The organism is Thermomonas fusca, from assembly GCF_005862345.1.
Taxonomy (GTDB): Bacteria; Pseudomonadota; Gammaproteobacteria; order Xanthomonadales; family Xanthomonadaceae; genus Thermomonas; species Thermomonas fusca.
In genome coordinates this window covers 34580-47570 of sequence record NZ_SROY01000003.1, presented here as the reverse complement: position 1 = coordinate 47570, position 12991 = coordinate 34580, and the positions used below count along the sequence as shown (strand labels likewise).

11 protein-coding genes and 1 riboswitch are annotated in these 12991 nt (G+C 67.7%); all 11 genes read left to right on the top strand.

Features of this window, described 5'->3' with window-relative positions:
• Nucleotides 1-106: 106 nt before the first annotated feature.
• Nucleotides 107-256: riboswitch (molybdenum cofactor riboswitch) on the top strand.
• The 11 genes from moaA (at nucleotide 247) to narI (ending at nucleotide 12989) form a co-directional block, all read left to right on the top strand.
• Nucleotides 247-1227 (top strand): GTP 3',8-cyclase MoaA, encoded by a 981-nt coding sequence (gene moaA, locus E5S66_RS08065; protein ID WP_138348765.1) that lies wholly within the window; start codon nucleotides 247-249, stop codon nucleotides 1225-1227. (Overlaps the previous riboswitch by 10 nt.)
• Nucleotides 1228-1237: 10 nt before the next feature.
• The gene (gene moaCB, locus E5S66_RS08060; RefSeq protein ID WP_138348764.1) at nucleotides 1238-2236 is read left to right on the top strand and encodes a bifunctional molybdenum cofactor biosynthesis protein MoaC/MoaB; all 999 of its coding nucleotides are present in this window, start codon (nucleotides 1238-1240) and stop codon (nucleotides 2234-2236) included.
• Nucleotides 2233-3480: a molybdopterin molybdotransferase MoeA gene (locus E5S66_RS08055; RefSeq protein WP_138348763.1), complete on the top strand. Its 1248-nt coding sequence runs from the start codon at nucleotides 2233-2235 to the stop codon at nucleotides 3478-3480. The genes moaCB and E5S66_RS08055 overlap by 4 nt, the downstream gene beginning before the upstream one ends.
• Complete coding sequence (locus tag E5S66_RS08050; protein ID WP_138348762.1) at nucleotides 3480-3740, top strand: MoaD/ThiS family protein; 261 nt, start codon at nucleotides 3480-3482, stop codon at nucleotides 3738-3740. Before E5S66_RS08055 ends, E5S66_RS08050 begins: the two co-directional genes overlap by 1 nt.
• Before the next feature lie 2 nt (nucleotides 3741-3742).
• Nucleotides 3743-4267 (top strand): molybdenum cofactor biosynthesis protein MoaE, encoded by a 525-nt coding sequence (locus tag E5S66_RS08045; RefSeq protein ID WP_138348761.1) that lies wholly within the window; start codon nucleotides 3743-3745, stop codon nucleotides 4265-4267.
• Entirely contained in the window at nucleotides 4264-4620 is a 357-nt protein-coding gene (locus tag E5S66_RS08040; RefSeq protein ID WP_138348760.1) for a hypothetical protein, read from the top strand. Before E5S66_RS08045 ends, E5S66_RS08040 begins: the two co-directional genes overlap by 4 nt.
• Before the next feature lie 193 nt (nucleotides 4621-4813).
• Nucleotides 4814-6223 (top strand): NarK family nitrate/nitrite MFS transporter, encoded by a 1410-nt coding sequence (locus tag E5S66_RS08035; protein ID WP_138348759.1) that lies wholly within the window; start codon nucleotides 4814-4816, stop codon nucleotides 6221-6223.
• An 88-nt stretch (nucleotides 6224-6311) separates the two neighbouring features.
• Nucleotides 6312-10052 carry a nitrate reductase subunit alpha gene (locus E5S66_RS08030; RefSeq protein WP_138348758.1) on the top strand — a complete coding sequence of 1247 codons (3741 nt, stop codon included), beginning with the start codon at nucleotides 6312-6314 and terminating at the stop codon, nucleotides 10050-10052.
• Entirely contained in the window at nucleotides 10052-11599 is a 1548-nt protein-coding gene (narH, locus tag E5S66_RS08025; RefSeq protein WP_138348757.1) for a nitrate reductase subunit beta, read from the top strand. The genes E5S66_RS08030 and narH overlap by 1 nt, the downstream gene beginning before the upstream one ends.
• Nucleotides 11596-12288 (top strand): nitrate reductase molybdenum cofactor assembly chaperone, encoded by a 693-nt coding sequence (gene narJ / locus E5S66_RS08020; RefSeq protein WP_138348756.1) that lies wholly within the window; start codon nucleotides 11596-11598, stop codon nucleotides 12286-12288. The genes narH and narJ overlap by 4 nt, the downstream gene beginning before the upstream one ends.
• Nucleotides 12285-12989: a respiratory nitrate reductase subunit gamma gene (gene narI, locus E5S66_RS08015; RefSeq protein WP_138348755.1), complete on the top strand. Its 705-nt coding sequence runs from the start codon at nucleotides 12285-12287 to the stop codon at nucleotides 12987-12989. The genes narJ and narI overlap by 4 nt, the downstream gene beginning before the upstream one ends.
• Nucleotides 12990-12991: the final 2 nt, after the last annotated feature.

Here is a 12991-nt window from a genome sequence, read left to right as displayed (position 1 = left end):
TGTTTAGGGAGGCGCGAAGCTAACACGCCCTCGCGCCCGTGGCGGCGCCGACGCCCGCGAATATTGATCGCAGTCAAGCGCGCAGCCTGCGCCGGGGCTAAGCTGTCGCCGTACTACCTCCAAGCCCCCTTGCCTGGGTTCGTTCGCGAATACGGCAAAGGGGCCGTGGCATCGGCCGGAAGGCCGCCGCCACCGGGTCGAATCCGGAAACGGACCGGCCTCCCGCGTTTGGACTGGAGCGACAACATGGCAACCCTCGTGGACGGCTTCGGCCGCACGTTCCCCTATCTGCGGCTCTCGCTCACCGAGGCCTGCAACTACCGTTGCAGCTACTGCCTGCCGAATGGCTATCAGGCCGACGGGCGGCCCGGCTTCCTGACACTGGAAGAAGTCCGGCGGCTGGTGCGCGGCTTCGCGGCGGTGGGCATGCGCAAGATCCGCCTGACCGGCGGCGAGCCCAGCCTGCGCAAGGACCTGGCGTCGATCATCGCCGCCGTCTCGGCCCAGCCGGGCGTGCAGAAGATCGCCCTGACCACCAATGGCTGCCTGCTGCCCCGCCACGTGCGGCTGTGGCGCGAAGCCGGGCTGACCGCGCTCAACGTCAGCCTCGACAGCCTGCAATCGGCGCGCTTTGCCGCCATCACCGGCCATGACCGTTTCGACGAGGTGATGGAAGGCATCGAGATCGCGCAGACCCTCGGCTTCGATGCGGTCAAGCTCAACGCGGTGCTGCTGCGCGGCTTGAACGACGACGAGCTGCCGGCGTGGATGGACTTCCTGCGCGGCCGCGACGTGTCGCTCCGCTTCATCGAGCTGATGCGAACCGGCGACAACCAGGCCTATTTCGAACGCCACCACTACCGCGCCGAGGCGCTGGAACAGCAGCTGGTCGATGCCGGCTGGACGCTGCGCCCGCGCGCCGCCGACGCTGGCCCGGCGCGCGAATACGCGCATCCCGACTTCCGCGGGCGGATCGGCATCATCGCGCCGTATTCGAAGGATTTCTGCGCCGGCTGCAACCGCCTGCGGGTGACCGCGCGCGGCGACCTGCGGCTGTGCCTGTTCGGCGACTTCGGCATCCCGCTGCGGGCGCTGCTGCAGTCGGACGACGACCACGACGCGCTGGTGGCCCGCATCGCCACCCAGCTGGGCCTGAAGGCCGCCGGCCACGGCCTGCACCAGGGCAACACCGGCATCACCCCGCACCTCGCCTCCATCGGCGGATAAGCAGGCACTCATGACCACGCAACGCGACGCGGCCTTCTACATGGCAGACATCCGCAACAAGCGCCCGACCCGCCGCCGCGCGGTGGCGGTGGGCGAATTCCTGCCCGGCCCGGACGCCTTCGCCACCGTCATCGAGCGCCGCCTGCCCAAGGGCGATGCGCTGGTGATGGCGGAAATCGCCGGCCTGCAGGGGGCGAAGATGGCCTCCATGCTGATGCCGCTGTGCCACCCGATTTCGCTGGAACTGGTGCGCGTGCGCTGCGTGCCGGTGGCGGAGCGCCACGCCATCCGCGTCTATTGCGAATGCGCGCTGGAGGCCCGCACGGGCGTCGAGATGGAAGCGCTGGCCGGCGTCAACGCGGCCCTGCTCACGCTTTACGATCTGACCAAGCCGGTCGAGCCGGCACTGGCGATTTCCGGCATCCGCCTGCTGTTCAAGGAAGGCGGCAAGAAGGGGCTGTGGGTGCATCCCGACGGGATGAGCGATGACGAGCGCGCGCACTACCAACCGCGCGCTCTGGCCCGTCTCGACGGCGTGCCCTGCGCCGTCATCACCCTGAGCGATCGCGCCAGTTCCGGCGAATACGAGGACCGTTCCGGCCCGGTGCTGGTGGAAGGCCTGCGCAAGCTGGGTGCGGATGTCGGCCACATCGAAGTGCTGCCGGACGGCATCGACCCGCTGGCCGAACGCCTGCGCGCGTTGGCCGGCAAGGGCGTGCGCCTGTGCCTGTGCAGCGGCGGAACAGGTCTGGGCCCGCGCGATGTGACCCCGGAAGCACTGCGGCTGGTCGCCGACCGCCCGGTGGAGGGACTGGCGGAAATGCTGCGCAGCGAAAGCGCCAAGCACACGCCGCTGGCCTGGCTCAGTCGCGCCGAAGTGGTGCAGCTGGACGGCATGCTGGTGTTCGCGCTGCCGGGCAGCCCGCGCGCCGCGCAGCAGTGCATGGACATGTTGCAGCCGCTGCTGGCGCACGCGCTGGCGATGCTCGATGGCAGGCCGCACCCGTGATCGGCTACGACGAGGCGCTGGTACTCATCCAGCGCGAGGCGAAGCCGCTGCCGGTGGTGTCGCGCACGCCGGTGCCGGGACAGGTGCTGGCCGAGCCGGTGCACAGTGGCGAAGACCTGCCGCCGTTCGACAATTCCGCGATGGACGGGTTTGCCCTGCGGGTGGGCGATGCCGGCGCCGTTGCCGGCGGCGAGTTCGAGGTGCTGGGCGCGCAGGCGGCAGGCGACGCGCAGGCCGTGGCGCAAGGTGGAGCGTGGGAAATCATGACCGGCGCGCGCATCCCGGATGGACTGGATGCGGTGATCCCGGTGGAACAGGTCGAAGTGCTGGCCCGCGATGGCGACGGCAAGCCCGCTCGCATCCGCCTGCAGGCCGATGTGCCGCCCGGCCAGCATCTGCGCCGGCACGGCGAGGACGTGCGCAAGGGCGATCGCTTCCTCGCCGCCGGTACCCGTCTGGATGCCCCGCAGCTGATGCTGCTGGCGGCGCTGGGCGTGCCGCTGGTCGACGTGCATGCAACCCCGCGGGTGGCGCTGCTCAATACCGGTCGCGAGCTGGTGGACGATCCCGCGCAGGCGCTGGGCTCTGGCGAGATCCGCAACAGCAATGGCCCGTACCTGGCCCGACGGATTGAACAAGCGGGTGGTGAAGTGGTGCTGCGGCAGACCGTCAGCGACGATGCAGAGGCCTTCTTCATCGCGATGGAACAGGCGCGCTCGGCCGGCGCGGAGCTGGTGCTGAGCACCGGCGCGGTGTCGATGGGCCGCTACGATTTCATTCCCGATGCGCTGCGCAAACTCGGCGCCACCCTCCATTTCCACAAGGTGGCGATCCGCCCCGGCAAGCCGCTGCTGTTCGCCACCCTGCCGAACGGTGCGCTGTTCTTCGGTTTGCCGGGAAATCCTGCGTCCAGCGCGGTGGGGTTGCGCTTCTTCGTCGAGCCGGCGCTGCGGGCGATGCTGGGGCTGGCGCCGGAGCGCCCGCTGCGGCTGCCGCTGCTGGGCGGCTACCGCAAGCGCCACGCGCTGCGCTTCCACCTCAAGGGCCATGTGGCGCTGGATGGCGAGGGCCGGCTGCAGGCGCGGGTGCTGCCGGGGCAGGAGTCGTTCCGGATCGCGCCGCTGGCGCACAGCAATGCGTGGGTCGTGGTCGATGCCGCCGCCGGCGACCTCCCCGATGGCGCACTGGTCGATGTGTACCCGCCCGGGCACCTGCTCGGGCTGCAATTGCAGGGACAAGGCTGATGGATGTGCAAGTGAAGCTGTTCGGGGCCTTCCGCGACTGCCAGCCGGAGCCGCAGCTGGTGCTGGCGCTGGCCGACGGCGCGCTGGTGGCCGACCTGCGCGCGGCGCTGGAGGTGCATGGGCGGGCGCACTGGCCGAACTTCAACCCGGTGCTGCTGGCGCGCTCCGCCTTCGCCAGCGACACCGCGGTACTGCGCGATGCGCAACCGGTCCCGGCGGGCGTTGCCATGGCGGTGCTGCCGCCGGTGAGCGGGGGCTGAGCATGGATCGCCATCACCTCACCGTCGCCGAGCTAGCCGAGGCCCGGCTGGATCCAGCAGCCGCGCTGGAATTCGTCTCCGACCCCGGTTTCGGCGGCATCACGATGTTCGTCGGCCGCGTGCGCGATCTCAACCACGGTCGCGACGTCACCGGCATCAGCTACGACATGTTCGTGCCGCTGGCGCTGAACGGGTTCGCCGAGATCGCCGCCAAGGCCGAGCGCGACTTCGGCGGCAAGCTCAAGCTCTACATCGGTCACGCCAAGGGGCGGCTGGGGATCGGCGATCTGGCGATGGTGGTGGCTGCCGGCACTCCCCATCGCGATGAGGCCTTCCGTGCCTGCCGGCAGGTGGTGGAGGCGGTGAAGCACACCAGCCCGATCTGGAAGCAGGAGCACTACGTCGATGGCGACAGCGTCTGGAGCGAAGGCTGTTCGCTGTGCGAGGGCCACGCGCCAGCGGGCGGGCATGCGCATGCACACGCCCCCGGCCACGACCACCAGCACGCCCCGGAGCCGGGACGGTGAAAGTCCAGCTGCAGGGGCAGCTGGTGCGGCTGCGCATCAGCGAGGCCGAATTGGCACGCCTGCAGGCCGGCGGGACGGTGGAAAACCTCACTCGGCTGCCGGCCGGGCTGGCGCTGCGGCAGTGGCTGCGGCTGGGAAAGGGGTCGCAACCGGAATTGCTGGTGGGCGACGCGCAGGGCTGGGGTTGCCTGCTGCCGCCCGCCGAGCTGGCCGCCTACGTTGCGCGGCTGCCCTGCCGCGAGGGATTGCGCCTGCGCCTGCCGCTGGCCGAAGGGGCGGAAGACGCCATCGAGATCGATCTGGAAGTTGACGTGCGCGACAGCGTGCGCAGCCGGGGCGTGCCCAAGCGCTGAGCGCAAGGGGGCCGGACGCCTTTGTGGCGTTGGCTTGACCGGGATCAACTCGCAATGGGGTGCGGACGGGATTTGACTCCGATCAATATGGCCTGGGGGGTATTGCCGCACGCTTGCGCCAACAAATTTTGCCGGCGCGCCGAAATAGGGTGATGATCGGCATCGCCGGCTATCCCTAGCACAGGTACGTCCCATGAGCGCCCAACTGGCCAGCAAGCCACGCAGCGTCGGTTCCGTGATCCAGGACTGGAGGCCGGAAGATGCGGCGTTCTGGGCACAGACGGGCAATCGCATCGCCAACCGCAACCTCGCCATCTCGGTTCCGGCCCTGCTGCTGGCATTCGCGATCTGGCAGATGTTCTCGGCGGTGGCCATCAGCCTGCCGCTGGTGGGTTTCCAGTTCGACACCAACCAGCTGTTCTGGCTGGCGGCGCTGCCGGCGCTGTCCGGTGCGACCCTGCGCATCTTCTATTCGTTCGTGGTGCCGTTGTTCGGCGGCCGCCGCTGGACCGCCATCGCCACCGCCTCGCTGCTGATTCCGGCGGTCTGGCTGGGCATCGCGGTGCAGGACACCAGCACCCCGTACTGGCACTTCGTTGCGATCGCGATGCTGTGCGGTTTCGGCGGCGGCAATTTCTCCTCGTCGATGTCCAACATCTCGTTCTTCTATCCCAAGGCGAAGCAGGGCTTCGCGCTGGGCATGAATGCGGGGTTGGGCAACCTCGGCGTATCCGCCACCCAGTTCGTGATTCCGCTGGTCATCACCCTCGGCCTGTTTGGCGGAATCGTGGGTGGCCCGCAGCTGACCGCGCAAGGCAAGGAACTGTTCCTGCAGAACGCCGGCTTCGTCTGGGTGCCGTTCCTGCTGGTCTGCGCCGTCGCCGCGTGGTTCGGCATGCACGACCTGGCCGCGGCGCGCTCCTCGTTCGCCGAGCAGGCGGTGATCTTCAAGCGCAAGCACAACTGGCTGATGTGCTGGCTGTACATCGGCACCTTCGGTTCGTTCATCGGCTTCTCGGCCGGCTTTCCGATGCTGATCAAGACCCAGTTCCCGGACGTCAATCCGATGACCTACGCCTTCCTCGGGCCGCTGGTCGGCGCACTGATGCGTTCGGTGGGCGGCTGGCTGTCCGACAAGCTGGGCGGCGCGCTGCTGACCTTCTGGGTGTTCGCGCTGATGATCGTCGGCGTGTTCTTCGTGCTGCATTTCCTGCCCGACCACGGCGGCCGGGGCGGCAACTTCTACGGCTTCCTCGGCAGCTTCATGGGCCTGTTCGTGCTCAGCGGCATCGGCAACGCTTCGACGTTCCGGATGATCCCGGTGATCTTCCGCACCCTGCACGAGCGCTGGTCGGCCGATGCCGATGCCGCCGGCAAGGCCGCTGCGGCGCGCCAGGCCGGCATCGAGTCGGCGGCGGTGATCGGCTTCAGCTCGGCCATCGGCGCCTACGGCGGCTTCTTCATCCCGAAGAGCTACGGCTCCTCGATCGCCTGGACCGGCGGCCCGGAGCTGGCGCTGTACGGCTTCGTCGCCTTCTACGCCACCTGCCTTGCGGCCACCTGGTGGTGGTACTACCGGCGCGGTGCCGAGACGCCGTGCTGACCTGCGACACCCCTGACGCGGTGGCTGCGGCCACCCCCAGCAAGATGCATGCGCGCGTCTCGTGCGTGCCAGCCAAGAGGATGTTCCCATGAGTTATTTCCTTGACCGTCTGCAGTTCTTCAAGCGCAATCCGGAAGAGTTCGCCGACGGCCACGGCTTCACCAAGACCGAAAGCCGCGAATGGGAGAACAGCTACCGCGCGCGCTGGCAGTACGACAAGATCGTGCGTTCCACCCACGGGGTGAACTGCACCGGCTCCTGCAGCTGGAAGATCTACGTCAAGAACGGCCTGGTGACCTGGGAAACCCAGCAGACCGACTACCCGCGCACGCGGCCCGACCTGCCCAACCACGAGCCGCGCGGCTGCCCGCGTGGCGCCAGCTATTCCTGGTACCTGTACAGCGCCAACCGCCTGAAGTACCCGCTGATCCGCGGCGCGCTGTTGCGCATGTGGCGGCAGGCGCGCAAGACCATGGCGCCGGTGGACGCCTGGGCCAGCATCGTGGAAGACCAGGCCAAGGCGAAGGACTACAAGTCCCGCCGCGGCATGGGCGGTTTCGCGCGGGTCCGCTGGGACGAGGCGAACGAGATGATCGCCGCCGCCAACCTCTATACGGTGAAGCAGTACGGTCCGGACCGCGTGGTCGGGTTCTCGCCGATCCCGGCGATGTCGATGGTGTCCTACGCCTCCGGCGCGCGCTACCTGTCGCTGCTCGGCGGCGCCTGCCTGTCGTTCTACGACTGGTACTGCGACCTGCCGCCGTCCTCGCCGCAGGTGTGGGGCGAGCAGACCGACGTGCCGGAATCGGCCGACTGGTACAACAGCCGCTACATCATCGCCTGGGGCTCCAACGTCCCGCAGACCCGCACGCCCGACGCGCACTTCTTCACCGAGGCGCGCTACAACGGCACCAAGACGGTGGCGATCACCCCGGACTATTCCGAAGTCGCCAAGCTCACCGACCACTGGCTGCATCCCAAGCAGGGCACCGACGCCGCGCTGGCGTTCGCGTTCGGCCACGTGATCCTGAAGGAATTCCACGTCGACCAGCCCTCGCAGTACTTCACCGACTACTGCCGGCAGTACACCGACATGCCGCTGCTGGTGCGGCTGGAGCGTCGCGATGACGGCCGGCTGGTGGCGGGACGCTACCTGCGCGCGTCCGACCTGGGCGGGCTGGGCGAAGCCAACAACCCCGAATGGAAGACGCTGGCGTTCGACGAGGCCACCGGCGCCATCACCGTGCCGAACGGCTCGGTCGGTTTCCGCTGGGGCGAAAAGGGCAAGTGGAACATCGAGGAGAAGGACAGCGCCGGCCGCGAGACGCGCCTGCAGCTGAGCTTCAAGGACGGCGGCGACGGCATCGAGGCGGTGAGCTTCCCCTACTTCGGCGGCGTCGAGCACGAGAAGTGGACGGCTTCGAAGTTCGAGGACGTGCTGGAGCGCAACCTGCCGGTGCGCCGCGTGCAGACCGCCGACGGCGAAACCCTCGTCGCCACGGTGTACGACCTGCTGCTGGCGCAGTACGGCGTGGACCGCGGCTTCGGCGGCGGCAACGTGGCCACCAGTTTCGACGACAACATCCCGGGCACCCCGGCGTGGCAGGAAAAGATCACCGGCGTGCCGCGTCTGGACGTGATCGAGATCGCCCGCGAGTTCGCCCGCACCGCCGACAAGACCCATGGTCGCAGCATGATCATCGTCGGCGCGGCGATGAACCACTGGTACCACAACGACATGAACTACCGCGGCCTGATCAACATGCTGCTCATGTGCGGCTGCGTGGGTCAGACCGGCGGCGGCTGGGCGCATTACGTCGGCCAGGAGAAGCTGCGCCCGCAGACCGGCTGGCAGCCGCTGGCGTTCGCGCTGGACTGGAGCAAGCCGCCACGTCACATGAACGGCACCTCGTTCTTCTACTTCAACTCCGACCAGTGGCGTTACGAAAAGCTGGACGTGAAGGAGATCCTGTCGCCGTTGGCCGATCCGTCGAAATTCACCGGCTCGATGGCCGACATGAACCTGCGCGCGGTGCGGATGGGCTGGCTGCCCAGCGCCCCGCAGCTGGACCGCAACCCGATCGAGGTGGTGCGCGAGGCCGAAAAGGCCGGCGTGGCGCCGGTCGACTACGCGGTGGCGCAGCTGAAGTCAGGCGCGCTGGATTTCGCCTTCGCCGACCCGGACGCGCCGCAGAACTACCCGCGCAACATGTTCATCTGGCGCTCCAACCTGCTGGGTTCTTCCGGCAAGGGCCACGAGTACATGCTGCGCCACCTGCTGGGCACCCGCCACGGCGTGCAGGGCAAGGACCTCGGCGAGCGCGGGGCGGTCAAGCCCGAGGAAGTGAAGTGGCGTGACGAGGCGCCGGAAGGCAAGCTTGACCTGCTGGTCACGCTCGACTTCCGCATGTGCACCACCGCGCTGTACAGCGACATCGTGCTGCCCACCGCGACCTGGTACGAGAAGAACGACCTCAACACCTCCGACATGCACCCGTTCATCCACCCGCTGTCGAAGGCGGTGGATCCGGCGTGGGAGTCGCGCAGCGACTGGGAGATCTTCAAGGGCATCGCCCGCACCGTCAGCGACCTGGCCCCCGGCGTGCTGGACGTGGTCAAGGACCTGGTGCTGGTGCCGACCCTGCACGACACCCCCAACGAGCTGGCGATGCCGCTGGGCGTCACCGACTGGAAGAAGGGCGAGTGCGAGGCCATCCCCGGCAAGACCATGCCGTCGATGGTGGTGGTGGAGCGCGACTACCCGAACCTCTACAAGAAGTTCACCTCGCTGGGCCCGCTGCTGGACAAGCAGGGCAACGGCGGCAAGGGCATGAACTGGGATACCAAGGACGAGGTGCACTTCCTCGGCGATCTCAACCATCGCGTGCGCGAGGAGGGCGTAAGCCACGGCCGCCCGCAGATCGATTCGGCCATCGACGCCTGCGAGGTGATCCTGCACCTGGCGCCGGAAACCAACGGCCACGTGGCGGTCAAGGCGTGGGAGTCGCTGGGCGAATTCACCGGCCGCGACCACACCCATCTTGCGGTGGGCAAGGAACACGAGGCGATCCGCTTCCGCGACATCCAGGCGCAGCCGCGCAAGATCATCTCCTCGCCGATCTGGTCGGGGCTGGAGGACGAGCACGTCAGCTACAACGCCGGCTACACCAACGTCCACGAGCTGATCCCGTGGCGCACCCTGACCGGTCGCCAGCAGTTCTACCAGGACCACGAATGGATGCTGGCCTTCGGCGAGGGCTTCATGCAGTACCGCCCGCCGGTGGACACCAAGACCATCGCGCCGATCCTGGGCAAGAAGCCGAACGGCCACAAGGAGATCGTGCTGAACTGGATCACCCCGCACCAGAAGTGGGGCATCCACAGCACCTATTCCGACAACCTGATCATGCAGACGCTGTCGCGCGGCGGGCCGATCGTGTGGCTCAGCGAGGATGACGCGCGCAGCGCCGGGATCGAGGACAACGACTGGATCGAACTGTTCAACGTCAACGGCGCGATCGCGGCGCGGGCGGTGGTCAGCCAGCGCATGATGAACGGCATCGCGATGATGTACCACGCCCAGGAACGCATCATCAACACGCCCGGGTCGGAGATCACCGGCACCCGCGGCGGCATCCACAACTCGGTCACCCGGGTGGTGCTCAAGCCGACCCACATGATCGGTGGCTATGCGCAATATGCCTATGGCTTCAATTACTACGGCACCGTGGGCACGAACCGCGATGAACTGGTGGTGGTGAGGAAAATGGACAAGATCGACTGGCTGGACGGCGAGCCCGTGCCTGCCAATGCCCGGGAGGTGGTGTGATGAAGGTCCGCGCACAGATCGCGATGGTGCTGAACCTGGACAAGTGCATCGGTTGCCACACTTGCTCCATCACCTGCAAGAACGTCTGGACCTCGCGCGAGGGCGTGGAATACGCGTGGTTCAACAACGTCGAGACCAAGCCCGGCGTCGGCTATCCCAAGGAATGGGAGAACCAGGACAAGTGGAACGGCGGCTGGGTCCGTACCCGTGCCGGCAAGCTGGTGCCGCGCGCCGGCGGGCGCTGGCGGATGCTGTCGAAGATCTTCGCCAACCCCGACCTGCCGCAGATCGACGACTACTACGAGCCGTTCGACTTCGACTACCAGAATCTGCACGAAGCCCCGGATTCCAAGCATCAGCCGACAGCGCGCCCGCGCTCGCTGATCTCGGGCCAGCGCATGCAGAAGATCCACTGGGGCCCGAACTGGGAGGAAATCCTCGGCACCGAGTTCGCCAAGCGTTCCAAGGACAAGAACTTCGACAACGTGCAGAAAGAGATCTACGGCGCGTTCGAGAAGACCTTCATGATGTACCTGCCGCGGCTGTGCGAGCACTGCCTCAATCCGGCCTGCGTCTCGGCGTGCCCGTCGGGCGCGATCTACAAGCGCGAAGAGGACGGCATCGTCCTGATCGACCAGGACAAGTGCCGCGGCTGGCGCATGTGCGTGTCGGCCTGCCCGTACAAGAAGATCTACTACAACTGGAAGTCGGGCAAATCCGAGAAGTGCATCTTCTGCTACCCGCGCATCGAGATGGGCGAGCCTACGGTGTGCTCGGAAACCTGCGTGGGCCGCATCCGCTACCTCGGCGTGCTGCTGTACGACGCCGACCGCATCCAGGAAGCCGCCTCGGTGCCGGCCGAGAAGGACCTGTACCAGGCCCACCTGGACATCTTCCTCGACCCCAATGACCCGGCGGTGATCGAGGCCGCGCGCAAGGAAGGCATCCCCGACAGCTGGCTGGAAGCGGCGGTGAACTCGCCGACCTACAAGCTGGCGATCGACTGGAAGCTGGCGCTGCCGCTGCACCCGGAATACCGCACCCTGCCGATGGTCTGGTACGTGCCGCCGCTGTCGCCGATCCAGTCCGCCGCCGAACGCGGCCGGGTGGGCATGAACGGCGAGCTGCCGGACGTGGGTTCGCTGCGCATCCCGGTGCGCTACCTCGCCAACATGCTGACCGCCGGCGACGAAGCGCCGGTGATCCGCGCGCTGGAGCGGATGATGGCGATGCGCGCCTGGCGCCGTGCCAAGAACGTGGACGGGGTGGAAGACCTGGCGGTGCTGAAGCAGGCCGGGCTGACCGTGGCGCAGGCCGAGGACATGTACCGCTACCTCGCCATCGCCAACTACGAGGACCGCTTCGTGATCCCGTCGGCCCACCGCGAGTACGCCAACGACACCTTCGGTGAACGCGGCGGCTGCGGCTTCACCTTCGGCAACGGCTGCAGCGGCGATTCGCCGGCCGACCTGTTCGGCCAGCGCAAGACCACCAGCTATGCGGTGCATCCGAACCGGCAGGAGAAATCGCTCGAGGTGATCGAATGAGCCTGCTGAAGCTGGTCGGCGTGCTGCTGGACTATCCGCAGGACGCGCTGTGGCAGCACGGCGATGAGTTGCTGGCGGCCGCCGACGACCCGGGCCTGCCGCAGGCGCGACGCGCGGCGCTGGCCGGCTTCGTGCGCGAGCTGCTGGCCAGCGACCCGCTGGAGGCGCAGGACCGCTGGCTGTCGCTGTTCGACCGCGGCCGCTCGATGAGCCTGCTGCTGTTCGAACACATCCACGGCGAATCGCGCGATCGCGGGCAGGCGATGGTCGACCTGATCGAGGCCTATCGCAAGAACGGCTTCGAGCTGGATGCCAAGGAGCTGCCGGACTACCTGCCGCTGCTGCTGGAATACCTCAGCCTGCGCCCGCAGGAAGAGGCGCGCGACTGGCTGCACCACGTCAGCCACATCATCGGCCTGCTGGCCGCGCGCGCCGGCGAGCGCCAGAGCCCGTACGCGCTGTTGCTGGAGCTGCTGGTCGAATACGCCGAAGGCGGGCTCGACCTCGGCGCCCTGCGCAAGCGCGCAAGCGAAGAGCCGCGCGACGACACCGCCGAAGTGATGGACCGGTTGTGGGAAGAAGAGGCAGTGCGATTCGGGGCGGAAGCGCCCGGAGAAGACTGCCAGCCGGCAACCCGCCTTCCCTCCCGCGCCGCCACCCCCGCCGCCCCCCGACAGGTGCAGCCATGAACTATCTCAATACTTTCGCGTTCCAGCTCTATCCGTACATCGCGCTGGCGGTGTTCTTCATCGGCAGCTGGGTGCGCTTCGACCGCTCGATGTACACCTGGCGCACCGGCTCCAGCCAGATGCTGTCCGACAAGGGCATGCGGATCGGCAGCAACCTATTCCACCTCGGCATCCTCGCCATCCTCGGTGGCCATCTGGTCGGCCTGCTGACCCCGCATGCACTGTACGAGGACTTCATCACGCCGCCGCAGAAGCAGCTGCTGGCGATGGTGGCGGGTGGCGCGTTCGGGCTGGTCTGCCTGGTCGGCATCACCATCCTGACGGTGCGCCGGCTGACCAACCCGCGGGTCAAGGCCACCGGCACCACCGGTGACACGGTGATCCTGCTGCTGCTGTTCGCGCAGCTGCTGCTGGGCATGTACACCATCGTCGCCTCCACCCACCACATGGACGGCAGCGTGATGATGATGCTGGCCGAATGGGCGCAGCACATCGTCACCTTCCGCGGCGGCGCGGCCGAATTCGTGGCGCCGGTGGCCTGGGTGTACAAGGCGCACATTTTCCTGGGCCTGACCCTGTTCCTGGTGGCGCCGTTCACCCGCCTGGTGCACGTGTGGAGCATCCCGGTCAGCTACCTGTGGCGTCCTTACCAGGTGGTGCGTCGCCGCCAGCCGGCGCTGCGCTACGGGCCGAGGGCATAAGC